Origin of the sequence: Duganella radicis (assembly GCF_009720825.1) — a bacterium.
Lineage (GTDB): Bacteria > Pseudomonadota > Gammaproteobacteria > Burkholderiales > Burkholderiaceae_D > Rugamonas > Rugamonas radicis.
Genome location: NZ_WNKY01000045.1, coordinates 22,975 through 46,086 on the forward strand (window position 1 = coordinate 22,975; position 23,112 = coordinate 46,086).

At 64.0% G+C, this 23,112-nt stretch carries 19 protein-coding genes and 1 tRNA gene; 16 read left to right on the top strand and 4 right to left on the bottom strand.

Annotated elements, in window-relative coordinates:
- Positions 1-3 precede the first annotated feature (3 nt).
- Positions 4-2,355: a penicillin-binding protein 1A gene (locus tag GM676_RS25910; RefSeq protein WP_155467095.1), complete on the bottom strand. Its 2,352-nt coding sequence runs from the start codon at positions 2,353-2,355 to the stop codon at positions 4-6.
- 312 nt (positions 2,356-2,667) lie between these two features.
- Here GM676_RS25910 and GM676_RS25915 point away from each other — a divergent pair, with 312 nt between their 5' ends.
- From GM676_RS25915 to GM676_RS25955, 9 genes are all read left to right on the top strand, one after another.
- Complete coding sequence (locus GM676_RS25915) at positions 2,668-3,744, top strand: pilus assembly protein PilM (RefSeq protein ID WP_155467096.1); 1,077 nt, start codon at positions 2,668-2,670, stop codon at positions 3,742-3,744.
- A complete protein-coding gene (locus tag GM676_RS25920) occupies positions 3,744-4,403 on the top strand; it encodes a PilN domain-containing protein (protein WP_155467097.1) in 660 nt (219 codons plus the stop codon). The genes GM676_RS25915 and GM676_RS25920 overlap by 1 nt, the downstream gene beginning before the upstream one ends.
- An 11-nt stretch (positions 4,404-4,414) precedes the next feature.
- Entirely contained in the window at positions 4,415-5,089 is a 675-nt protein-coding gene (locus tag GM676_RS25925; RefSeq protein ID WP_155467098.1) for a type IV pilus inner membrane component PilO, read from the top strand.
- Entirely contained in the window at positions 5,086-5,625 is a 540-nt protein-coding gene (locus GM676_RS25930) for a pilus assembly protein PilP (RefSeq protein WP_155467099.1), read from the top strand. Before GM676_RS25925 ends, GM676_RS25930 begins: the two co-directional genes overlap by 4 nt.
- Positions 5,622-7,808 carry a type IV pilus secretin PilQ gene (locus GM676_RS25935; RefSeq protein ID WP_155467100.1) on the top strand — a complete coding sequence of 729 codons (2,187 nt, stop codon included), beginning with the start codon at positions 5,622-5,624 and terminating at the stop codon, positions 7,806-7,808. Before GM676_RS25930 ends, GM676_RS25935 begins: the two co-directional genes overlap by 4 nt.
- A gap of 29 nt (positions 7,809-7,837) precedes the next feature.
- Positions 7,838-10,015, top strand: a complete 2,178-nt coding sequence (locus GM676_RS25940; protein ID WP_155467101.1) for a beta strand repeat-containing protein — start codon at positions 7,838-7,840, stop codon at positions 10,013-10,015.
- Between the two features lie 14 nt (positions 10,016-10,029).
- Positions 10,030-11,673 (top strand): bifunctional shikimate kinase/3-dehydroquinate synthase AroKB, encoded by a 1,644-nt coding sequence (gene aroKB / locus GM676_RS25945; protein WP_155467102.1) that lies wholly within the window; start codon positions 10,030-10,032, stop codon positions 11,671-11,673.
- 13 nt (positions 11,674-11,686) lie between these two features.
- Positions 11,687-12,823, top strand: a complete 1,137-nt coding sequence (locus GM676_RS25950) for a deoxyguanosinetriphosphate triphosphohydrolase (protein ID WP_155467103.1) — start codon at positions 11,687-11,689, stop codon at positions 12,821-12,823.
- Positions 12,824-12,902: 79 nt separating this feature from the next.
- The gene (locus GM676_RS25955) at positions 12,903-13,169 is read left to right on the top strand and encodes a hypothetical protein (RefSeq protein WP_155467104.1); all 267 of its coding nucleotides are present in this window, start codon (positions 12,903-12,905) and stop codon (positions 13,167-13,169) included.
- 3 nt (positions 13,170-13,172) lie between these two features.
- On the opposite strand, the gene mutY is transcribed toward GM676_RS25955, so the two are convergent.
- Genes mutY through mutM form a run of 3 tightly spaced genes read right to left on the bottom strand, consistent with a single transcriptional unit; the run spans position 13,173 to position 17,106 of the window.
- On the bottom strand, positions 13,173-14,303 hold the full coding sequence (gene mutY / locus GM676_RS25960) for an A/G-specific adenine glycosylase (RefSeq protein ID WP_155467105.1): 1,131 nt from the start codon (positions 14,301-14,303) through the stop codon (positions 13,173-13,175).
- 13 nt (positions 14,304-14,316) lie between these two features.
- Complete coding sequence (locus tag GM676_RS25965; RefSeq protein WP_155467119.1) at positions 14,317-16,245, bottom strand: dynamin family protein; 1,929 nt, start codon at positions 16,243-16,245, stop codon at positions 14,317-14,319.
- A gap of 27 nt (positions 16,246-16,272) precedes the next feature.
- Positions 16,273-17,106 carry a bifunctional DNA-formamidopyrimidine glycosylase/DNA-(apurinic or apyrimidinic site) lyase gene (gene mutM / locus GM676_RS25970; RefSeq protein ID WP_155467106.1) on the bottom strand — a complete coding sequence of 278 codons (834 nt, stop codon included), beginning with the start codon at positions 17,104-17,106 and terminating at the stop codon, positions 16,273-16,275.
- Between the two features lie 102 nt (positions 17,107-17,208).
- On the opposite strand from mutM, the gene GM676_RS25975 reads away from it, so the two are divergent.
- The 7 genes from GM676_RS25975 (at position 17,209) to pth (ending at position 23,112) form a co-directional block, all read left to right on the top strand.
- Complete coding sequence (locus GM676_RS25975) at positions 17,209-18,984, top strand: tetratricopeptide repeat protein (protein ID WP_155467107.1); 1,776 nt, start codon at positions 17,209-17,211, stop codon at positions 18,982-18,984.
- Positions 18,985-19,578: an outer membrane lipoprotein LolB gene (locus tag GM676_RS25980; RefSeq protein ID WP_155467108.1), complete on the top strand. Its 594-nt coding sequence runs from the start codon at positions 18,985-18,987 to the stop codon at positions 19,576-19,578. It abuts the gene before it with no gap.
- A 9-nt stretch (positions 19,579-19,587) separates the two neighbouring features.
- A complete protein-coding gene (gene ispE / locus GM676_RS25985) occupies positions 19,588-20,454 on the top strand; it encodes a 4-(cytidine 5'-diphospho)-2-C-methyl-D-erythritol kinase (protein WP_155467109.1) in 867 nt (288 codons plus the stop codon).
- Positions 20,455-20,530: 76 nt separating this feature from the next.
- Positions 20,531-20,607, top strand: a tRNA-Gln gene (locus GM676_RS25990).
- A 151-nt stretch (positions 20,608-20,758) separates the two neighbouring features.
- Entirely contained in the window at positions 20,759-21,709 is a 951-nt protein-coding gene (locus GM676_RS25995) for a ribose-phosphate pyrophosphokinase (RefSeq protein WP_155467110.1), read from the top strand.
- 135 nt (positions 21,710-21,844) lie between these two features.
- Complete coding sequence (locus GM676_RS26000; protein ID WP_155467111.1) at positions 21,845-22,444, top strand: 50S ribosomal protein L25/general stress protein Ctc; 600 nt, start codon at positions 21,845-21,847, stop codon at positions 22,442-22,444.
- Positions 22,445-22,530: 86 nt separating this feature from the next.
- On the top strand, positions 22,531-23,112 hold the full coding sequence (gene pth / locus GM676_RS26005) for an aminoacyl-tRNA hydrolase (protein WP_155467112.1): 582 nt from the start codon (positions 22,531-22,533) through the stop codon (positions 23,110-23,112).

A 23,112-nucleotide genomic window follows, 5' to 3' on the forward strand; every position in this document is an offset into this window, starting at 1 on the left:
GCCTTAGAACAGCTCGTTCTTCACGGCGTCCTTGGCCTTTTCCTCGGCCGGGGTGCCGTGGCCCGGGGCGTCAAGATTGTTCACGCCGGCGCCCGGCGGGTTTTCCGAATAGTAGTACTCATCCCCCACCAGCATCACGCCTTCCGGCACCGCGCGTTCCTCGATCGGGATATTCTTGAGCGCCTTCTGCATGTAGCCGATCCAGATCGGCAGCGCCAGGCCGCCGCCGGTTTCGCGGTTGCCCAGGTTCTTCGGCTGGTCGTAGCCGATCCAGGCGATCCCCACCAGCTTGGCTTGGTAGCCGGCAAACCAGGCGTCGATGGAGTCGTTGGTGGTGCCGGTCTTGCCCGCGATGTCAGGACGCTTGAGCACCAGCGCCTTGGTGGCCGTCCCGTAGCGCACCACGTCTTTCATCATGGAGTCCATCAGGAAGGCATTGCGCTCGTCGATCACGCGGTTCTTCTCGTCGCCCGCCACGTCCGGATGCGCCTGCGACAGGATCTTGCCGTCGGCATCGGTCACCTTGGAAATCAGGTAAGGGCTGACCTTGTAGCCGCCGTTGGCAAACACCGCGTAGGCGCCGGCCATTTGCAGCGGTGTGACATTGCCCGCGCCCAGTGCCAGCGTCAGGTAAGGCGGGTTCTTGTCGGCGTCAAAGCCGAAGCGGGTGGCGTATTCCTGGCCGTACTTGGCGCCGATGCGGTGCAGGATGCGGATCGAGATCATGTTCTTGGACTTGGTCAGGCCCTTGCGCATGGTCATCGGGCCGTCGTACTTGCCGTCGTAGTTCTTCGGCTCCCACGCCTGGCCGCCGGTCTGGCCGGCGTCGAACGAGATCGGCGCGTCGTTGATGACGGTGGCCGGCGACAGGCCGCGCTCCAGCGAGGCCGAATAGATGAATGGCTTGAACGACGAGCCCGGCTGGCGCCAGGCCTGGGTCACGTGGTTGAACTTGTTGCGGTTGTAGTCGAAGCCGCCCACCATGGCCTTGATCGCGCCGTCGGTGGTGCTGGCCGCCACGAAGGCCGATTCGATTTCCGGCATCTGCGCCACTTCCCAGTCCTTGCCCTCTTGCAGCACGCGGATCACGGCGCCACGGCGGATGCGCTTGTTCGGCGGGTTCTTGTCCGACAGCCACGAGCGGCCCATCTCCAGGCCGGCGCCGGAAATCTTGATCTCTTCGCCGGAAGCGGTGACGGCGGTGATCAGCTGCGGCGTGGCTTGCAGCACCACGGCGGCGATGATGTCGTCGTTGTCCGGATGCTCGGCCAGCACGGTCTCGATGGCGTCGTCGGCGTCTTCCTTGTTGGCCGGGATGTCGATATAGGCTTCCGGGCCGCGATAGGCATGGCGGCGCTCGTAATCCATCACGCCCTTGCGCAGCGCCAGGTAGGCGGCGTCCTGATCGGCCTTGGTGATGGTGGTGAACACGTTCAGGCCGCGGGTGTAAGTGTCTTCCTTGAACTGCTCGTACACCAGCTGGCGCGCCAGCTCGGCCACGTACTCGGCGTGCACGCCGAACTCGCTGCTGTCGGTCTTCACCTTCAGCTCTTCCGCCTTGGCGGTTTCGTACTGCTTGTCGCTGATGTAGCGCAGCTCGTGCATGCGTTGCAGGATGTACTGCTGGCGGGTGCGCGCGCGCTTTGGATTCACCACCGGGTTGTAGGCCGACGGCGCTTTCGGCAGGCCGGCCAGCATGGCCGCCTCGGCGATGCTAATGTCGCGCAGATTCTTGCCGAAATAGATTTGTGCGGCGGACGAGAAACCATAAGCGCGCTGGCCCAGATAAATCTGGTTCATGTAGACCTCAAGAATCTGATCCTTGCTCAGGTTCTTTTCGATCTTCCATGCCAGCAGCATCTCGTAGACCTTGCGCTTGATGGTCTGTTCGCTGGACAGGAAGAAGTTGCGCGCCACCTGCTGGGTGATGGTGGAGGCGCCCTGGCGGCCGCCGCCGCCCACGGCGTTGTGCACGGCCGCGCGCAGGATGCCGGTGTAGTCGACGCCGCCGTGCTCGTAGAAGCGGTCGTCCTCGATCGCCAGCACCGCCTTCTTCATGACGTCCGGGATGTCCTTGATGCGCACCAGGTTGCGGCGCTCCTCGCCGAACTCGCCGATCAGCACGTTATCGGCGGAGAAGATCCGCAGCGGCATCTTGGGGCGGTAGTCGGTCAGGGTGTCGAGCTCGGGCAGGTTGGGGTAGGCCATGGCCAGGCCGAATACCACCAGCAGCACGCCGGTCAGTCCCAGCCCGGCAATGGACAGGCCGGCCATCCACAGGAAGCGGGAGCCTTTGCCCGCCGGTTTTTTCTCAGGCGGAGTCGATGGTGGAGGTGTGGTGTTGGAAGAAGCCATGCGTTGCGATCCCTCGGTTTATCTGTGCAAGCCATTATAAGCGAGGGACAGAATATTTCCGCGTGAGCAACAAAGCAACTCAGTTGTTTTGTTGGTCACGAAGGCGAAAATAAGTGTGGTGAAACCCTCACACCAAGGCAATTGTGCACAGTAGAAATACCTTTACACTTAAATAGGGTCGTTTTAATGTACAGGCTGATATAGACCTTCTAACCGCAGGTTTTAAAACGAGTTTCCTTTTATGCAAACAGTTCGACAGCGGGTTCGGATGTACTGCACGACGGGCGCCAGCCATGGCGCCGGAGGACTCGTATGATCGATCTGAAGGCCCTGCTGGGCCAGGGCAACCCGCCGCTGGTGGGTATCGATATCTCCACCTCCAGCGTGCGGCTGGTGGAACTGGCGCAGGGCGCCAAGGGCGAGATTCGGCTGGAGCGCTATGCCGCCGAGCCGCTGCCGCGCAACGCCGTCACCGACGGCAATATCGAGAATCTGGAACAGGTGGTGGAAGCCGTGCGCCGGGTCTGGAAGAAAAGCGGCACGCGCGCCAAACACGTCGCGCTGGGCATGCCGCCGGCCTCGGTCATCACAAAGAAGATCATCCTGCCGGCCGGGCTGCAGGAAGACCAGCTGGAAGTGCAGGTCGAATCCGAAGCCAGCCAGTACATTCCGTTTGCCCTCGATGAGGTCAGCCTCGATTTCGACGTGATCGGCCCGGCCGCCAATTCGGCCGACGATATCGAAGTCATGCTGGCCGCCTCGCGCCGCGAGAAGGTCGAGGACCGCGTGGCCATCGCCGAAGCGTCCGGCCTCAAGGCCACCGTGATGGATATCGAGTCCTACGCCGCCCGCGCCGCGCTGGACCGCGTCACCGCGCAACTGCCGGAAGCCGGCGCCGGGCAGGTCATCGCGCTGTTCCAGATCGGCGCCCAGGTCACGCACATCTCGGTGATGCTGGACGGCGTCACCGTCTACGAACGCGAGCAGCCTTTCGGCGGCAACACGCTGACGCAGGACATCGTGCGCAGCTACGGCCTGTCCTTCGACGAAGCCGAGGCGCGCAAGAAAACCGGCGACCTGCCCGACAACTACCAGGCCGAACTGCTGACGCCTTTCCTCGAAAGCGCCGCGCTGGAAGTCACGCGCGCCATCCAGTTCTTCTACACCTCCACGCCCTACACCCGCGTCGACCAGCTGTTCCTGGCCGGCGGCTGCGCCCTGATTCCCGGCTTGCTGGAACTGGTGGCCAGCCGCACCCGCATTTCCAGCGCCGTGATCTCGCCGTTCAAGGGCATGCAGATCGGTCCGTCGGTGCGCGAGTCGCAATTGCGGCTGGACGCGCCCGCCTATCTGGTCGCCTGCGGCCTGGCCCTGCGGAGGTTCGGCTGATGATACGCATAAACCTGCTGCCCCACCGCGAGGAAAAGCGCAAGCAGAAGAAGGCCGCCTTCTTCGCCATGCTGGCGCTGGGCGGCGTGGTGGGCGTGGGCATCGTGCTGCTGGTCGGCGGCTACAACGCGCGCGCCATCTCGATCCAGGAGCAGCGCAATCAGGTGTTGAAGACGGCCATCGTCGGCCTCGATAAAAAGATCGCCGAGATCGCCACGCTGAAACAGGAAATCGAAGCGCTGAAGGCGCGTCAGCAGGCGGTGGAGGATTTGCAGGGCGACCGCAACCAGCCGGTGTATCTACTGGATGAACTGGTCAAGCAAACCCCGGCCGGCGTTTACCTCAAGGGCTTCAAGCAGGACGGGCAGAAGGTGGCGATCAACGGCTACGCGCAATCGCAGGAGCGGGTGTCGGAGTTCCTGCGCAACCTGGCCGGCGTCTCGCCTTGGCTGGAGAAGCCCGACCTGATCGAGGTGAAATCCACCGGCCTGGGACAGGGCAAGAGCGCGCGCAAGGTGGTGGAGTTCAACCTCAACGTCCTGATCAAGCGGCCGCGCGACAAGGACAAGCCGGAAGACGGCGCCAAGGGCAAGACGCCCGCCGCGCCGGGCACGCTACCCGCCACGCCAGCCACCGGCCTGCCGCCGGCGCATGCTTAGGAGCGTCGACCATGGCCAAGGCTAACCTCAACCTCAACCTGCTGTTCGCGCAGTTCACCGACCAGTTCCGCGACCTCAACGGCCGCCATCCGGGCCAGTGGCCGCTGGCGCCGCGCGTGCTGTGCGCGGTCGGCGTCACGGCGGCGGTGTGCGTGGCCGGCTATTTCGGCTACTGGAGTTCGCAGTTCGAGGAGCAGGAGGCCGGCGCGCAAGTTGAAACCAAGCTGCGCGAGGAGTACAAGATCAAGACCGCGCAAGCCATCAATCTCGATGCGCTGCGCGCGCAGAAGGCCCAGGTCGACCAGTACGTGGACCGCTTGCAGAAACAGCTGCCCAGCAAAGCCGAGATGGCCGCGCTGCTGACCGACATCAACCAGGCCGGCGCCGGCCGCGGCCTGCAATTCGAGCTGTTCAAGCCGCAGCAGGTGGTGGTCAAGGATTACTACGCCGAGCTGCCGATCGACATCAAGATCACCGGCAGCTACCACGACATCGGCGCCTTCACCGGCGACATCGCCAACCTGCCGCGCATCGTCACGCTCAACAACCTGGCGCTGAGCACCGGCAAGGACGGCACGCTGCAACTGGAAGCGGTGGCCAAGACCTTCCGCTATCTCGATCCGGAAGAAGTGGCCGCGCAGCGCAAGGCCGCCGCCGACAAGAAAAAGGCGGCGAAAAAATCATGAAGACGCTGATGCTCCCCACCCTGATGGCGCTGCTGCTGGCCGGCTGCGGCGACAGCGACGTGCAGGAAGTGCGCACCTGGATGAAGGAGGTGGATGCGCAAACCAAGGTCAAGGTGCCGCCGCTGGCCGAGCCGAAAACCTTCATTCCCTTCGCCTACGCGCGCAAGGACGAGCAGGACCCGTTCAACCCCAACAAGCTGCTGGCCGAGCTGGCCAAGATGACGGCCGCCGGCGGCGCCAACGGCTTGCGGCCGGACACCGCGCGCCGCAAGGAGTTCCTGGAGACCTTCCCGCTCGACACCATCAAGATGGTCGGCACCATCGAGAAAAAAGGCGTGATCTACGCCGTGCTGCAGGTCGACCGCACCGTGCACCAGGTGGTGGTGGGCCAGCATCTGGGCCAGAACTATGGCCGCATCACCAGCATTGACGAGAACAACGTCAACCTCAAGGAAATCGTCCAGGACGCCACCGGCGACTGGGTCGAACGCATGTCCAAGTTGGAATTGCAGGAAAGCAAGGAGACTAGCAAATGACCGCTCATCACACGGCCCGGCGCGCCTTGGCCGCCGCCACCTGGGCGCTGGCCTTGCACTTCGCCTGCGGCGCCCAGGCGCAGACCGCCGAGCCGGCCGCTGGCGCCGCTGGCGCATCGGCCGCCAACGCCATCGAATCGATCAGCGCCAACCAGCAGGGCGCCAATCTCATCGTCAAGATCGCGCTGAAAAACGCGCCGGACAAGTTGCCGATCAATTTCGCCATCACCAATCCGCCGCGCATCGCGCTGGATTTCGGCGCCACCGTCAACGCCACCGGCAAGGCCGTGCTGGAGCTGAATCAGGGCGATCTGCGCGGCGTCAACGTGGTGCAGGCCGGCGAGCGTTCGCGCCTGGTGTTCAACCTCAAGCGCACGCTCAACTACGCCACCGCCATCGACGGCAAATCGGTGATCCTGACCATCGACGGTTCCGGCGGCGTCGCCACGGCGGTGGACGCCGCCGGCCTGCCGGTGGCCAGGCCGGCCGCCGCGCCGGCCAGCAGGCAAGTGCTGCGCGATCTCGATTTCCGCCGCGGCGCCAACGGCGAGGGCCGGGTGGTGGTCGACCTGCCCAACAACTCGGTGGCGGTCGATGTGCGCCAGACGCCAACCGGCGTGATGGTCGACTTCCTCAAGACCGGCGTGCCGGAAAACCTGCGCCGTCGGCTCGACGTCGGCGACTTCGGCACCCCGGTGTCGCAGGTCACCACCGTGCCGCAGGGCGAGAACACGCGCATGATCATCGAGGCGCGCGGCCTGTGGGAACAGACCGTGTACCAGAGCGACACCCAGCTGGTGGTGGACGTCAAGCCGATCAAGGAAGACCCGAACAAGCTGACCCAGGGCTCGCAGGGCTATCGCGGCGAGAAGCTGTCCTTCAATTTCCAGAACGTGGAAGTGCGCGCGGCCTTGCAGGCGATCGCCGATATCTCCGGCCTCAACATCATCACCAGCGACAGCGTCAGCGGCAACCTGACCCTGCGCCTCAAGGAGGTGCCGTGGGATCAGGCGCTGGACGTGATCCTGCAGGCCAAGGGCCTGGACATGCGCAAGAACGGCTCGGTGATCTGGATCGCGCCCAAGGAAGAATTGCTGACCAAGGAAAAGCTGGAGCTGGAGCAGAAAGCCCAGATCGCCGAGCTGGAGCCGCTGAAGTCGGAAATCTTCCAGCTCAACTACCAGAAGGCCGAAGCGTTCAAGACCGTGTTCGGGCTGGAGGGCGGCGACGCCAAGAGCCGCATCCTGTCCAAGCGCGGCAGCGCCATCATCGAGCCGCGCACCAACCAGCTGTTCGTCACCGACATCGCCTCCAAGCTGGAAGACGTGCGCCGCCTGATCGCCAAGACCGACGTCGCCACCAAGCAGGTGCTGATCGAGGCCCGCATCGTCGAGGCCAGCGACACCTTCACCCGCAACCTCGGCGCCAAGCTGGGCTTCACCGACCTGCGCACCATCCGCGGCGGCGACGCCGGCTACCAGATCGGCAACGGCAACACCCGCATCGGCATCGCCGGCAACATGACCGGCATCGGCGAGGTGACCGGCCAGGTCAAGCTGACCGACTCCACCTACAACAACACCCAGTTCGTCAACCTGCCGGCCGCCAACATCAACGGCACCCAGGCCGGCAACTTGGCGATCAGCCTGTTCTCCTCGGCCGCCAACCGCTTCCTCAACCTGGAACTGTCGGCGCTGGAGGAGGACGGCACCGGCAAAATCATCTCCAGCCCGCGCGTGATCACCGCCGACAAGGCGGTGGCGCTGATCGAGCAGGGCATCGAACTGCCGTACCAGGTGGCCACCAGCAGCGGCGCCACCTCGATCCAGTTCCGCAAGGCCAACCTGCGGCTGGAAGTGACGCCGCAGATCACGCCGGACGGCAACGTCGTCATCGACGTCGACGTCAACAAGGACAGCGTGGGCCAGGAAACCCGCTCCGGCTTTGCCATCGACACCAAGCACGTCAAGACCCAGGTCATGGTCGACAACGGCGGCACCGTGGTGTTGGGCGGCATCTACCAGCAGACCGAGCGCAGCACCACCGACAAGGTGCCGCTGCTGGGCGATGTGCCGGTGCTGGGCTATCTGTTCCGCAGCAATACCCGCACCAATGACAAGACGGAACTGCTGGTCTTCATTACGCCGAAGATTGTGGCCGACCGCCTGTCCTCGGCGCGCTGATTTTGATTCACTTGAATGGGATGCGTTTCATGAAAAAATTCACTGCATGGCTGACTGCGCTGACCTGTGCCGGCTTGCTATCCGCGTGCGGCGGCGGCGGCGGTTCGCCCGGCACCAACGGTTCCGGCGTCACGCCATCCAAGGCGGCCAGCGTGACGCTGACCGCGTCCGCCCCCACCATCGCCTCGTCCGGCCTGGATGGCACCGAGGTGACGCTGACCGCCATCGTCAAGGACGCCGGCGGCAACGCGCTGGCCGGCGAGACCGTGTCGTTCACCGCCAGCTCGGGCACCGTCAGCAGCGTCAACCGCGTGACCGACACTGCCGGCCAGGTGGTGGAAAAGCTCAGCGTCAAGGGCGACAGCACCCCGCGCACCATCACCATCACCGCCAAGGCCGGCAACGCCACCTCGGCGCCGATCCAGATCCAGGTGGTGACCGCCGTGCCGACGCTGTCGCTGACCACCGACTCCGGCACGCTGGCCTCGGCCGGCACGGCCGGCAATGAAGTCACCCTCACCGCGCTGGTGCGCGACGCCAACAACACCGTGATGCCGGGCGTGGTGGTGGACCTGAAGACCGATTCCGGCAGCCTGACCCTGACCAACCGCACCACCAACGCCCAGGGCATCGTCACCGAGAAACTGGGCACCGGTGGCGATCCGACCTCGCGCGCCATCAAGGTCACCGCCACCGTGCCGGGCGCGGCGCCGGTGACCACCATCGTCAATGTCAGCGGCAACAAGCTGACCATCAACGCGGCGCCGACCATCAACGCCGGCGCCAGCGCCGACGTCACCGTCAAGCTGGTCGATTCGGCCGGCAATGCGCTGGTCGGCAAGCCGGTGACGTTCGGCTCCAACGCCAATTCGCTGACCGTCAAGGGCGGCGGCGCGGCCGTCACCAACGCCGGCGGCCAGCTGGTGCTGACCTATGCCGCCAGCGGCGGCACGGCCGATGTCATCACCGTGAAATCCATGGGCGAGATCGCCTCTGTCGGCATCGCCATCAACTCGTCCACCTTCGCCATCCGCGTGCTGGACGGCGGCGGCAATGTGGAAACCACGGCGCCTATCGGCGGCTGCCAGCAGGTGGCGGTCACCAACGCGCCGGGCACCAGCGTCACCATCAGCAGCTCGCGCGGCACGGTCTACAGCAATGCGTCCTGCACCACCGCGCTGGCCAGCGCGCTGACGCTGTCGGGCGGCGCCGCCACCGCTTACGTCAATGCCACCAGCCCCGGCGTGGCCACCCTGACCGCCAATGCCGGCGGCCAGACCACCCAGACCGATCTGGAATTCGTGGCGCCGGTGACCAACCTGACCACCATCACCGTGCAGGCCGACCCGGCGGTGGTGGGCGTCAACACGCCCGGCAGCAGCAGCCAGCAGGCCACGCTGCGCGCCATCGTGCGCGACGGCACGGCGCAGAACAACCTGGTCAAGAACGCCACCGTGGCCTTCTCCATCATCAGCGACCCGAGCGGCGGCACCCTGACCCAGCCGGCGGTGGTGACCACCGGCTCGGATGGCGTGGCCACCACCAGCTTCATCGCCGGTACCGCCGCCACCGCCACCGATGGCGTGCAGATCCAGGCCAAGCTGATCGGCGGCTCCGGCCCGACCGCCATCGCCAAGCTGACGGTGGGCGCCAAATCGCTGTTCATCAGCGCCGGCACCGGCAACACGGTCGGCACGCCCAGCAGCGCCACCTACCAGATGGATTACGCGGTGATCGTCACCGACGCCGCCGGCAACGCCGTATCGGGCATCAAGCTGACCGCGTCGGTGCTGCCGGTGCAGTACTTCAAGGGCTATCAGGCCTACACCCTGCCGACCGGCCCGTGGGAACCGATCGTGCGCGTCGCCTGCAACAACGAGGACGTCAACAACAACGGCATCCTCGATCCGGGCGAGGACTTCAATGGCAATGGCGTGCTTGATCCGGGCATTCCGGTCACCGTGACGCCGAGCGTGACGACCGACGCCAGCGGCCGCGCCATGGTCTCGCTGGTCTATCCGCGCGACCGGGTTTACTGGCTCGATGTGAACCTGACGATCCGCGGCCAGGCCAGCGGCACCGAGGCCAGCTACACCTCTCTGGTACACTTGATGGGATTAGGCACCGATTACGGTACCCAGAATGTCAGCCCACCGGGCCGGAACAGTCCTTACGGGGTATCTACGCAGTGCGGTAACACACTATAAAACTTGGATGTTGAATGCAGAATGTGTTTCTAGTCGGCCTGATGGGGGCGGGAAAAACCACCATCGGCCGCATCCTGGCGCGCAAGCTGGGGCTGAAGTTTGTTGATTCCGACCACGAGATCGAGGCGCGCACCGGCGCCTCGATTCCGTGGATCTTTGAAATCGAGGGCGAAGCGAGCTTCCGCCGCCGCGAGGCGGACGTCATCCGCGAGCTGACCGGGCAGAGCGGGCTGGTGCTGGCCACCGGCGGCGGCGCCATCCTCAATCCCGACAACCGCGCCTTTCTCAAGGCGCGCGGCACCGTCATTTACCTGCGCGCCTCGGTCAACAGCATTCTGCAACGCACAGCGCACGACAAGAACCGGCCGCTGCTGCAAACCGCCGATCCGCGCAAGAAACTCGAAGAATTGATGGCGGTGCGTGATCCCTTGTACATGGAAATTGCCGATTTGATCATCGATACCGGCCGTCCTAACGTACAATCGATGGTTCAGACCATCCTGACCCAATTGGACACCCTGGCTTGCGAAGCCGCGCCCAACTGCGTCACTCACGCCGAACCATCGATGAACGAACAATCCAACATCCTGTTAAACGTAGAACTGGGCGAGCGCAGCTACCCGATTTCCATCGGCCCGGACTTGCTGAACGATGGCGCGCTGCTGACGCGCCATGTGCATGGCGGCAAGGTCGCCATCGTCAGCAACGAGACGGTGGCGCCGCTGTACCTGGAGCGCATCGAGACCGGCTTGCGCAATGCCGGCAAGCAAGTCACCACCGTGATCCTGCCGGACGGCGAGGAGCACAAGAACTGGTCCAGCCTGATGGCCATCTTCGACCAGCTGCTGGAAACCAAGGCCGACCGCAAGACCACGCTGATCGCCCTGGGCGGCGGCGTGATCGGCGACCTGACCGGCTTTGCCGCCGCCAGCTACATGCGCGGCGTCGACTTCATCCAGGTGCCGACCACCTTGCTGTCGCAGGTCGATTCGTCGGTGGGCGGCAAGACCGGCATCAACCACCCGCTGGGCAAGAACATGATCGGCGCCTTCTACCAGCCGCGCGCGGTGATCGCCGATACCGCCACGCTGGAAACCCTGCCGCCGCGCGAGCTGTCGGCCGGCCTGGCGGAAGTGATCAAGTACGGCGCCGTGATCGACCTGCCGTTCTTCGAGTGGATCGAGGCGAATATTGAAAAGCTGATGGCGCGCGACAAGGGCGCGCTGGCCTACGCCATTGCTCGTTCCTGCGAAATCAAGGCCGACGTGGTGCGCCAGGACGAGCGCGAGGGCGGCCTGCGCGCCATCCTCAACTTCGGCCATACCTTCGGCCACGCCATCGAGGCCGGCATGGGCTATGGCGCCTGGCTGCACGGCGAGGCCGTGGGCTGCGGCATGGTGATGGCGGCCGATCTGTCGCAGCGCATGGGCCTGATCGACGCGGCCACGGTGGCGCGCGTGCGCCAGCTGGTGGCCGCCGCCGGCCTGCCGGTCAAGGCGCCGGACCTGGGCGTGGCCAAGTGGCTGGAGGCAATGGAGGTCGACAAGAAGAACGAGGGCGGCGCCATCAAGTTCATCCTGATGAATCCGCTGGGTTCGCCGAAGATCACCAACGCGCCGCAGGAGCTGCTGCTGGCGACGCTGGCGGCCTGCGTGTAAGCGGGAGGCCGCGATGTCGCCGGAAGAATATCTCGCGCCCTACGCGGCCCATTCGGAAGGCGGCGCCGGCCGCCGCCACCCCGAGACGGCGCACGCCTCGCGCAGCCAGTTCCAGCGCGACCGCGACCGCATCATTCACTCCTCGGCCTTCCGCCGGCTGGAGTACAAGACCCAGGTCTTCCTCAACCACGAGGGCGATCTGTTCCGCACCCGGCTGACGCACAGCCTGGAGGTGGCGCAGATCGGCCGCTCGCTGGCGCGCAACCTGCGCCTGAACGAGGATCTGGTGGAGGCCATCTCGCTGGCGCACGATCTGGGCCACACGCCGTTCGGCCACGTCGGGCAGGACGTGCTCAACGAGTGCATGAAGGATTACGGCGGTTTCGAGCACAACCTGCAAAGCCTGCGCGTGGTCGACGAGCTGGAAGAACACTACGGCGCCTGGAACGGCCTCAACCTGATGTTCGAAACGCGCGAGGGCATCCTCAAGCACTGCTCGCTGAACAACGCCAAGCTGTTGGGGCCGGTGGCGCAGCGCTTCATCGACCGCACCCAGCCGTCGCTGGAAGCGCAGCTGACCAATCTGGCCGATGAGATCGCCTACAACAGCCACGATATCGATGACGGCTTGCGTTCCGGCCTGATCACCATCGGGCAGCTGGAGCAGGTGGATTTCTTTGCCCGTCTGTGGCGCGATGTGCAGCAGGCTTTCCCCGGCTTGTCCGGCCGCCGCGCGATTTACGAAACCTTGCGCCGCCTGATCACGGCGCTGGCGGACGATCTGATCGTCACGTCAAGCGAACGCATCGCCGAGGCCGCGCCCAGGAACATCGACGACGTGCGCCATGCGCCGCCGCTGATCCGCTTCTCCGACGGCATGCGCAAGGACGCGACCGAGCTCAAGCGCTTCCTGCATGCGAATCTGTATCGCCACTACAAGGTCAACCGCATGCGGGTGAAGGCCAGCCGCATCGTGCGCGAGCTGTTTGACGCCTTCATGTCGGAGCCGGTGCTGCTGCCGCCGGATTACCAGGACAAGTCGGGCGATGTGAACAAGCAGGCGCGCAAGATTGCCGACTACATCGCCGGCATGACCGACCGCTACGCCATCCGCGAACACCGCCGCCTGTTCTCGCTCGACGAACTCTGATCCGCCTCAAGCACGACAAACATCCCGCTTGACCCGCTCCCTTGCGCGGCCGATGATGTAGTACACATCGGAGGCCGCCATGGATAACGAGGTTATGGATTTCATCAGGCAGTTCAGAGAGGAAGCGCGGAACACCTGCGCCACCAAGGTCGAATTGCTGGAGTTTCGCGAAGAAGTGGCCGTGCAATTTGGCAAGGTACATGTGGAGATCGCCAACGTTCGTACGGAGGTGGCGCGCGTGGAAGGCAAGCTGTCGGAGCTGGAAGCTCGCCTCATCAAATGGTTTGTTGGAACGGCCATCACTATTGCAGGCGTGGTTTTTGCGATGGCGCGTTATCTTCATTAACCTCTAGAACATGCGTTGCTGGGCGGCGTTGCTGTCGCCGACGAGTTCCAGCAGCAGCTTCTTCACCGGTGCGGGCAAAGCGGCGTTGCCGATGGCGGCGGCATCCAGCCAGACGTGGCCAGATTCAGCAGCCAGCGCCAGGCGCCGCGACAGCGTGATGCGGTAGGGCGCGATGTACAGCTTGTAGTGCGTGAACACATGCGTCACCGTCGACAAGCGCTCATACGATTCCATCTCGCCGAACTTGCCCACCGCGCCCAGCAGCGCATCGTGATCGGCCTCCGCCACCTCGTCATCCCCGGCCGCCACATGGCCCTCCAGCTCCGGCAGCGACAACAAACCGCCCCAGATGCCGCTTGGCGGCCGCTGCTCCAGCAACACCTGCCTGCCATCCACCATCGCCAGCATCACGGCATGCTTTTCAGGCGTCGCCTTCTTGGGCTTGCGCACCGGCAGATCCCGGGTGCGGCCGGTATTGAAGGCCACGCAGCGCGCCTGCATCGGGCAACGCTCGCATGATGGGCTGGAACGTGTGCACAGCGTCGCGCCCATGTCCATCAAACCCTGCGTGTACGACTCGATGCCTTGCTCCGGCAACAGCGCCTCCGCGCGCCGCCACATGGCTTCCTCGGTCTTCTTCTCGCCCGGATAGGTATCGATGCCGAACACCCGCGCAAACACGCGCTTGACGTTGCCATCCATGATGGCCGCGCGTCGTCCGGCGGAAAACGCCGCGATCGCCGCCGCCGTCGAGCGGCCGATGCCCGGCAACTCCGCCAGCAACAAAGGATCGGATGGAAACACGCCATCGTATTCCGCCACCACCCGCTGCGCGCACTTGTGCAGATTGCGCGCCCGCGTGTAGTAACCCAGGCCGCTCCACTGCGCCATCACCTCCTCCACCGGCGCGGCGGCGAGGTCGCGCAGGGTAGGGAAGCGTTCGAGGAAACGGGCGTAATAACCCAGCACCGCCGACACCTGCGTCTGCTGCAACATGATCTCCGACAGCCACACCAGATAGGCATCGCGGGTGTTCTGCCACGGCAGCGTATGACGGCCATGCACTTTTTGCCAGCCGATCAGATCGGCCGAAAAACCGGGATCCGCAAAATTCTCTACTGCTACAACTTTCATTCTGTTCCTGTACTTAGGCGGCGGCGTCCAGCGCCACGAATTCCGCGTTGATGGCGATGCTGATGGCACCGGCCAGTTCATTCAAGCGCGCCTTCTGCGCCTCCAGCTCCTGCTGGCTGCGCTCAAACGCATCGATCTTCTGTTCCAGACTGTCGGTCGCATCGTGGATGCGCTGGATCGACGCCAGCCGGTGTTTCAACTGATCCTTGTGTTGGCGGATCTGCGCCTCCAGCGGCGCCATGATCACCTTCAGCCACGCCTCGGCGTCATTGTTGGCGGCCTTGAAGCAGCCGCGCACGCGCGAGGCGATGGTATCGAAGAAGCGCTCCATCAAGGTCACGCGGCTGGTGGTCAGCAGCGTGGCCGTGCCGAAGGTCTTGGCGTAAATCGCCTCGATGCTGGCGATCTCCTCGCGGTACGGCGCCAGCGAGAACGGCATCGGCAAGGCCAGCGTCAGGCCGTGCTCGCTGGAGAAGCGGCGGTACATCACCCCCATCATCTCGGTGATTTCCACCGTCTTGTGCTCGGCCGCATCCAGATTGGCGCGCGTGCGTTCGAAATAGCCGCGCACCGCCTCGCGCACGCCGGTGAAGAAGCGGCTGCGCTGCATCTCTTCGCGCACCAGCTCGATATTGTCGCGCACGATGTCCATGCCCATGCAGGTGTACAGTTCGGTCGACAAACGCGTGAACACCGCGCGCGTCGCTTGCAGCTTGAACAGGCTGGCGTCGAATTCCTTTTTCTCCACGTCGATGCGGCGCATCATGTGCGCCACCACGCTCTGGTTCTTGCCGCGCAGGCTCTTCAACTCGTGCAACTGCTCGACGATGCCGCGGATGCGTCCGTTCAGCATGCCCAGCTGCGCCGTGTTCAGCGCCTGCAACTCGTCGCTCAGCTGCTTGCGCACGATTTCCTTCTTGGCCGGGATCAGCTCGTTGAACAGCGCGCCTTCCAGCGCGTGCAGGCGGCTGCGCGCTTGCAGTTCAACGTCGCGGTTGATCTTGGCCACCAGCGCCTTCTGCGCCGACACCGGGAACACCTGGCCCGGCTCCAGCGACAACACGTGCGCCACATTGGCCTGCTGGCGCTCGATCTCGGCGTTGATGTCCTCCTCGCTGCGCAGCTCGTCCCACATGCTGTCGATCTTGTTCAGCACCACCAGCCGCCCGGCGCCGGCGCCGATGTGGTTGCGCCAGACTTCGATATCGCTCTTGGTGACGCCGGTGTCGGCGGCCAGGATGAACAGCACCGCATGCGCGTTGGGGATCAGGTTCAGCGTGAGCTCCGGCTCGGTGCCGATGGCGTTCAGGCCCGGCGTATCGAGGATCACCAGCCCCTGCTTGAGCAGCGGATGCGGGAAGTTGATGATGGCGTGGCGCCAGTAGGAAATCTCCACCAGCCCGTTCTCGTCCAGCGTGACTGGCATGTCGGGATCGTCCTCGTCGTACAGGCCGTAGCGCTTGGCTTCCTCCACCGTCACATGGCGCGTCTTGCTGACCTGCTTGAACGCCTCGTGCATCTCGGCGCCGGCGTCGAGGTTCAGCGGCAGCACGGTCCACGCGGCCGGCTGCTCGCGGTAGTCGCTGGTGGACAGGTTGTCGGCGCGCGTCTCGATCGGCAGCAGGCGGATCGACGGCGCCATGCTGCCGTCCCACAGCAGCTCGGTCGGGCACATGGTGGTGCGGCCGGCCGCCGACGGCAGGATGCGCTGGCCGTACTCGGCAAAGAAAATCGCGTTGATCAGCTCCGACTTCCCGCGCGAGAATTCGGCAACAAAAGCCACCGACAGTTTGTCATCCTCCAGCCGCGCCAGATTGCGCACGATGCGCTGCTCGGTGGCGGCATCGGTCAGGGATGCGCCGGCCACCCACGCCTGGTAGTTTTTCAGCGCGGTGACGACGCCCTGCCGCCATGCGCTGTACTGTTCGAAGTCCCTGACCATCATCTGCCTGCCCTTATTTTTGGCAACTCATTTTTGACAATTGACGCAATAGAAAGTGGAACGCTGCCCCTGCTTGATCTGGCGTATCGGCGCCGCGCACACGCGGCAAGGCACGCCAGTTCGATCATAGACGAAATAAGTCTGCTGGAAATAGCCTGACTGCCCATTCACCGCAATAAAGTCGCGCAGCGTGCTGCCGCCCTGCACAATCGCCTCGGCCAGCACCTCGCGCACCGCCTGCGCCAGCTTCTCGTAGCGCGCCAGGCTGATGCGCCGCGCCGGCAGCTTGGGATTGATCCCGGCCCGGAACAAACTCTCCGAGGCGTAGATATTGCCCACGCCGACCACGATATCGCCCGCCAGCAGCACCTGCTTGACCGGCGCGCTGCGCTGCCGGGTTTGATCGTACAACAATTTGCCGCTGAAACCGGGCTCCAGCGGCTCCACGCCCAACTCGCGCAGCAGGACGTGATGTTCCAGTTCGCCGTCGGCGGCGTCATGCCACAGCACGGCGCCGAAGCGGCGCGGATCCTTCATGCGCAACACTTGCCGTCCGTCCGGTCCCTCGACCTCCAGATCGAAGTGGTCGTGCTTTTCCGGCGCGATGCCGGGTGCCAGCACCCGCAAATGGCCGGACATGCCAAGGTGGATGATCAGCGTGCCATGGTCGAAATGGACCAGCAGGTATTTGCCGCGGCGGCCGGTGCGCAGGATCTTGCGGCCGGCCAGCAGCTGCGGCAGATCGGGCGGGAAGGGCCAGCGCAGACCCTCGCGGCGCAGCACCACCTCGCGCACGATACGGCCTTCAATATGGGGCGCTACACCGCGCCGGGTGACTTCAACTTCTGGTAATTCTGGCATCGATGTGGCTCTAACGGAATATTTGGTTACACTAGTCAAACTCCGCGCGCGATGCGAACGGCGTAAAATCTGACTGACTATGCTGACTTGCCAGGATTTCTCTTGAAAAACGCTTTCGCCATTGTAACTCTCTCTGCCTTGCTGTCCGCGTGCGCCGTGGCGCCGCAGAAGCAGGCCGAGTCCGCCGCCGCACCGCAGCCGGCCGAATCCGGGCCGGCCGAGCCGGCGGTTGCCGAAGCGCCGGCGCCCGAAGTATTGCCGAATAACGAACTGACCGGCGACATGCTGTACCGCATCACCAAGGCGGAACTGGAATTCAAGCAGGGCCAGTGGCAAGGCCCGTACATCACCATGATGGCGCTGGCGCAGCAAACCCGCGACCCGCGCCTGGCGCGGCGCGCCGCCGAAATGGCGCTGACCGCCAAGCAGGGCGGCGAGGCGCTGTCCGCCATCCGCCTGTGGCGCCAGCTGGCGCCGGATTCGGACGAAGCCACCCAGTACTTCCTCGGCTTTGCCGTGGTGGCCGACAGCCTGGACGAGGCCGAAGCCGTGTTCGAGCAGCGCCTGAAAAACGCCAAGCCGGAAGCGCGCCCGCTGGCCATGTTCCAGATGCAGCAATACCTGCTGCGCGCCAAGGACAAGGAAGCCGCCTTCAAGCTGGAAGAGCGCGTGCTGATGCCCTATGACGGCATGCTGGAAGCGCATCTGATCCTGGCGCAGGGCGCGTTCGCCCTCAACGACCTGGCGCGCGCCCGTGAGGAAGCCACCAAGGCGCTGGCCATCAAGCCGGATTCCGAACTGGCCATCCTGACCACGGCGCAAGTGTCGGGCGATATCGAATCCGCCATGAAGCTGCTGACCGGCTTCCTGGAAAAATACCCGAACGCGCGCGAAGTGCGCGCCGCCTATGCCCGCATTCTGGTGGACAACAAGCAGTTCGACGAGGCCCGCAAACAGTTCCTGACCCTGCTGAAAGACCAGCCGGACAACATCGCCACCCTGTACGCGCTGGGCGTGATGGGCATGCAGGCCAACGACATGGCGGAAGCGGAAAAATACTTCAGCCGTTTCGTGGCCGCGCTGGAGCAGCACCCGAACGACGAGCGCGATCCCTCCAAGGCGCTGATGATCCTGTCGCAAATCGCCGAGCAGCGCGGCGACCTGGACGCGGCCTACAACTGGCTGGAAAAGGTCGAGGGCAATGACGAAAAAGTCTACCTGGCGGCACGCATGAAAATGGCGGTGCTGACCGCCCGCAAAGGCAATGTCGACCAGGCCCGTCAGCAACTGGCCGAACTGAAGCCGGCCGATCCTGCCGATCAGGCGCAGGTATTCCAGACCGACGCCCAGCTGCTGCGCGACGCCGGCGACCACCGCGCTGCCTACACGGTGCTGGAAAACGCCGTCAAACGCTATCCGGACAATCCGGATCTGCTGTACGACTTCGCGCTGGTGGCGGAAAAACTCGGCCAGGTCGAGCTGATGGAAAAAGCCCTGCGCCAGGTGATGATCGCCGCGCCGGACAACCAGCACGCCTACAACGCGCTGGGCTACTCGCTGGCCGAGCGCAACGAGCGCCTGCCGGAAGCCCTGAGCCTGATCGACAAGGCGATGCAGATGGCGCCGGGCGATCCGTTCATCATGGACAGCATGGGCTGGGTGCAGTTCCGCATGGGCAACCTGAATGAGGCGGAGGGCTTCCTGCGCCGCGCCTATGCCCTGCGCAGCGATCCCGAGATTGCCGTGCACCTGGGCGAAGTGCTGTTCGCCAAGGGCGATGTCGAGGGCGCGCAAAAAATGTGGAAAGAAGCCCACGCCAAGGACCCGAAAAACGATGCGCTGAAAAGCACGCTGGCGCGCCTCAACCAAAGCCTGTAAATGAAACGACCTCTCCTGATCGCCCTCGCCATGGCCGTGCTGGCCGGCTGCGCCACCACCCCGTCCGTACCACGCTCCACGGCCGCCGTGGCCGCCTACCAGGACAATATCGAGCTGGCCGGCGGCATCTTCATCAGCTATACCCGCGACGGCAAGCGCGAGCCGCTGAACGGCAGCTTTGTCTGGCGGCAGACCAAAACCAATACCGACATCCGCCTGAACTCGCCGACCGGGCAAACGGTTGCCGTGATCAACGTCACGCCGCGCTCGGCCACGCTGACCGAAAGCGGCAAGCCGCCAAAGAGCGCGCCCGACGTCGATACGCTGACCGCGCAAACGCTGGGCTGGACGCTGCCAGTGTCCGGCATGCGCGACTGGTTGCAAGGCTACGCCACCGACCGCGATGGCAAGCGCTTCGTCGCCTCGCCCGCCAACAACAACGTCATCACGCGCGACGGCTGGAAGCTGGAGTACGTGTCGTGGCAAGACGACAGCGCCGCCGTGCCGCAGCCCAAGCGCATCGACGCCACCCGCATCGTGCTGGGCGAGGCGGTGGATGACATGCAGATCCGCGTTGTCATTCGTCCGCAGTAAAATGCCGGCATGACCGAACTCAAAAACTGCCCGGCTCCTGCCAAGCTCAACCTTTTCCTGCACGTGACCGGCCGCCGTCCCGACGGCTATCACCTGCTGCAAACCGTGTTCCAGCTGATCGACCACGGCGACACGCTGCACTTCACCCTGCGCGACGACACGGCCCTGCGGCGCGTGACCGACCTGCCCGGCGTGCCGGAGGAGAGCGATCTCATCATCCGCGCCGCGCAACTGCTGCAAGCCGAAGTGCGGCGCCGCACCGGATCGCTGCCGCGCGGCGTCGATATCGCGATTGACAAAGTGCTGCCCATGGGCGGCGGCGTGGGCGGCGGTTCGTCCGACGCGGCCACCACGCTGATGGCCCTGAACCAGCTGTGGAACGCCGGCCTCGGCAAGCAGGAGCTGATGGACCTCGGCCTGCCGCTGGGCGCCGACATTCCATTCTTCATCTTTGGCGAGAGCGCCTTTGCCGAAGGGGTGGGCGAAGCCTTGCAGCCGGTGTGCACGCCGGATTGTTGGTATGTCGTCATCGAACCCGGTGTCATGGTGCCAACAGCCGCAATTTTTGGCTCGGAACATTTGACAAGAAACACGCCGGCCGTTAATATAGCGGACTTTTCCAGCCACTCCGGAACAGCGGGGTTTGGAAAGAACGACTTGCAACAGGTAGCAACGAAGTTATTCCCGCCGGTGGCAGAAGCGGTAGAATGGCTGGGTGCTTATGGTGATGCCAGGATGACTGGCTCCGGTGCATGTGTGTTCAGCGCGGTAGCAACCGAGGCGGACGCCGACGCGGTACTTGCAAAGGTGCCGGCGAAGTGGCAAGCCTGGAAGGCCAGGTCGCTGCACCATCATCCATTCACCGCGAAGTTGTGAAGCGGCAAAAAAGATTTTGCGAAGCGTGAAAAAGGCTGTACAATATCGGCCTGTAACGACGAGCAGTCAGTTGCGTAGGGGAATCGCCAAGCTGGTTAAGGCACCGGATTTTGATTCCGGCATACCAAGGTTCGAATCCTTGTTCCCCTGCCATTCGTTTGTATCTGGGTCCGTCGAGGCAGTAGTCTCCGGCCAGATAAAGCAAAGTGAGGCGCACGATGCGCCTCATTCCATTTGGTTAGTTCAGCACCGCGCGGCATGCGCGAGCTCTTCAAGAATCTTCTACAACTTCTCTGGAATCCCAATGGCTTACGAAAACCTGATGGTTTTTACCGGCAACGCTAATCCTGCGTTGGCAGAGGGAGTCGCAAAAAATCTCGGCATCCCCCTCGGCAAAGCGAACGTTTCGAAATTCTCGGACGGCGAAGTCATGGTTGAAATCAACGAAAACGTCCGCGGCAAGGACGTGTTCGTGCTGCAATCGACCTGCGCGCCAACCAACGACAACCTGATGGAACTGATCCTGATGGTTGATGCACTGAAACGCGCGTCGGCAGGCCGTATCACCGCTGCGATTCCTTACTTCGGCTACGCCCGCCAGGACCGCCGCCCGCGTTCGGCGCGTGTTGCGATCTCGGCCAAGGTGGTGGCCAATATGCTGGAAGAAGCCGGCGTCGAGCGCGTCCTGATCATGGATCTGCACGCGGACCAGATCCAGGGCTTCTTCGATATCCCGGTTGACAATATTTACGCTTCGCCAATTCTGCTGGGCGATCTGCAAAAGAAACACAATGAAGACCTGCTGGTCGTGTCGCCGGACGTCGGCGGCGTGGTGCGCGCCCGCGCCCTGGCAAAACGCCTGGGCTGCGACCTGGCCATCATCGACAAGCGCCGTCCAAAAGCCAACGTCTCGGAAGTGATGAACATCATCGGCGACGTCGAAGGCCGCAACTGCGTGATCATGGACGACATGGTCGACACCGCCGGCACCCTGGTCAAGGCCGCCGAAGTGCTGAAAGAGCGCGGCGCCAAGAAAGTGGTGGCCTATTGCACCCACGCGGTGTTGTCGGGTCCGGCAATCGACCGCATCAACAGCTCCTCGCTGGACGAGCTGGTCGTGACCGACACCATTCCGCTGTCGGACGCCGCCAAGAGCTGCGCCAAGATCCGTCAGCTGACCTGCGCACCGCTGCTGGCCGAGACCTTCAAACGCATCATCAAGGGCGATTCCGTGATCTCCCTGTTCGTCGACTAAAGCGTCGGCGGCACACCGGTTTTTCAGGCGGCGCGCCCGGTATTTTGCCGGGCGCGCCGTTTTTCCCGAAGCGCGCCTGGTCGCGGGGCGCTTCTTAACGCGGGACGCAAGTCCTGTTATTTATTGGAGTATCACATGAAAGTAGTAGCCTTCAAACGCGAATTGCAGGGTTCCGGAGCGAGCCGCCGCCTGCGCAACTCGGGCCAGACCCCTGGCATCATCTACGGCGGCACCGAAGCGCCGGTAGCGATCGCCCTGGACCACAACGCCCTGTTCCACGCTCTGAAAAAAGAAGCGTTCCACTCGTCGATCCTGGACCTGGAAATTGACGGCAAAGCAGAAAAAGTCCTGCTGCGCGACTTCCAGATGCACGCCTACAAACAACTGGTTCTGCACGCTGACTTCCAGCGCGTTGACGCTTCGAAGAAGATCCACGTGAAAGTGGCGCTGCACTTCGTGAACGCCGAAATCTCGCCAGCGGTCAAGCTGCACGGCGCGACCATCAGCCACGTTGCCAACGAACTGGACATCGAGTGCCTGCCGGCCGACCTGCCAGAGTTCATCACCGTTGACCTGACCAACGTGGACGTAGGCCACTCGGTGCACGTTGCCGACCTGACCCTGCCAAAAGGCGTGACCGCTGTCACCCACGGCAACAACCTGACCATCGCTACCGCCTCGGTACCGGCTGGCCACGTTGCCGCCGAAGCTGCTGCCGCTGAAGAAAAGAAGTAATCTGACTTTTTAGTCATGAAGACCCGCCGGTTCCGGCGGGTTTTTTTTTGCGCGATAATAGAGCGTTTATTTTACTGAGCATTCCCATGGCAATCCGCCTCATCGTCGGCCTCGGCAACCCCGGCCCTGAATACGAACAAACCCGCCACAACGCCGGCTTCTGGCTGGTGGACAACCTCGCCAACGACAGCGGCGCGCGCCTGCAGCGCGAAACCAAGTACAACGCCATGTTCGCCAAGGCCGCCATCGCCGGCCAGGAAGTGTATCTGCTGGAGCCGCTGACCTATATGAACCGCTCCGGGCAGTCGGTCGGCGCCTTGTGCCGCTTCTTCAAGATCAACGCCGACGAAGTGCTGGTGGTGCACGACGAACTGGACCTGATGCCCGGCGTCGCCCGCCTGAAAAAAGGCGGCTCGGCCGGCGGCCACAACGGCCTGAAGGACATCACCGCCGCGCTCGGCACGCAAGACTACTGGCGCCTGCGCCTGGGCATCGGCCATCCGCGCTCGCTGAACCTGGCGCAGCAGGTGGCCGACTTCGTGCTGCACCGCCCGCGCCGCGAAGACCAGGATCTGATCGAACGCGCCATTGAAAAATCGCTGCTGGTGATGCCGCAGATCGTCAAAGGCGAATTCCCCGCCGCCACCATGAAGTTGCACACTGACTGA

Bases quoted from the DNA above. Each gene is read 5' to 3' on its own strand.
- GM676_RS25910 (WP_155467095.1), bottom strand. From the start codon at position 2,355: ATGGCTTCTTCCAACACCACACCTCCACCATCGACTCCGCCTGAGAAA.
- GM676_RS25915 (WP_155467096.1), top strand. From the start codon at position 2,668: ATGATCGATCTGAAGGCCCTGCTGGGCCAGGGCAACCCGCCGCTGGTG.
- GM676_RS25920 (WP_155467097.1), top strand. From the start codon at position 3,744: ATGATACGCATAAACCTGCTGCCCCACCGCGAGGAAAAGCGCAAGCAG.
- GM676_RS25925 (WP_155467098.1), top strand. From the start codon at position 4,415: ATGGCCAAGGCTAACCTCAACCTCAACCTGCTGTTCGCGCAGTTCACC.
- GM676_RS25930 (WP_155467099.1), top strand. From the start codon at position 5,086: ATGAAGACGCTGATGCTCCCCACCCTGATGGCGCTGCTGCTGGCCGGC.
- GM676_RS25935 (WP_155467100.1), top strand. From the start codon at position 5,622: ATGACCGCTCATCACACGGCCCGGCGCGCCTTGGCCGCCGCCACCTGG.
- GM676_RS25940 (WP_155467101.1), top strand. From the start codon at position 7,838: ATGAAAAAATTCACTGCATGGCTGACTGCGCTGACCTGTGCCGGCTTG.
- aroKB (WP_155467102.1), top strand. From the start codon at position 10,030: ATGCAGAATGTGTTTCTAGTCGGCCTGATGGGGGCGGGAAAAACCACC.
- GM676_RS25950 (WP_155467103.1), top strand. From the start codon at position 11,687: ATGTCGCCGGAAGAATATCTCGCGCCCTACGCGGCCCATTCGGAAGGC.
- GM676_RS25955 (WP_155467104.1), top strand. From the start codon at position 12,903: ATGGATAACGAGGTTATGGATTTCATCAGGCAGTTCAGAGAGGAAGCG.
- mutY (WP_155467105.1), bottom strand. From the start codon at position 14,303: ATGAAAGTTGTAGCAGTAGAGAATTTTGCGGATCCCGGTTTTTCGGCC.
- GM676_RS25965 (WP_155467119.1), bottom strand. From the start codon at position 16,245: ATGGTCAGGGACTTCGAACAGTACAGCGCATGGCGGCAGGGCGTCGTC.
- mutM (WP_155467106.1), bottom strand. From the start codon at position 17,106: ATGCCAGAATTACCAGAAGTTGAAGTCACCCGGCGCGGTGTAGCGCCC.
- GM676_RS25980 (WP_155467108.1), top strand. From the start codon at position 18,985: ATGAAACGACCTCTCCTGATCGCCCTCGCCATGGCCGTGCTGGCCGGC.
- ispE (WP_155467109.1), top strand. From the start codon at position 19,588: ATGACCGAACTCAAAAACTGCCCGGCTCCTGCCAAGCTCAACCTTTTC.
- GM676_RS25995 (WP_155467110.1), top strand. From the start codon at position 20,759: ATGGCTTACGAAAACCTGATGGTTTTTACCGGCAACGCTAATCCTGCG.
- GM676_RS26000 (WP_155467111.1), top strand. From the start codon at position 21,845: ATGAAAGTAGTAGCCTTCAAACGCGAATTGCAGGGTTCCGGAGCGAGC.
- pth (WP_155467112.1), top strand. From the start codon at position 22,531: ATGGCAATCCGCCTCATCGTCGGCCTCGGCAACCCCGGCCCTGAATAC.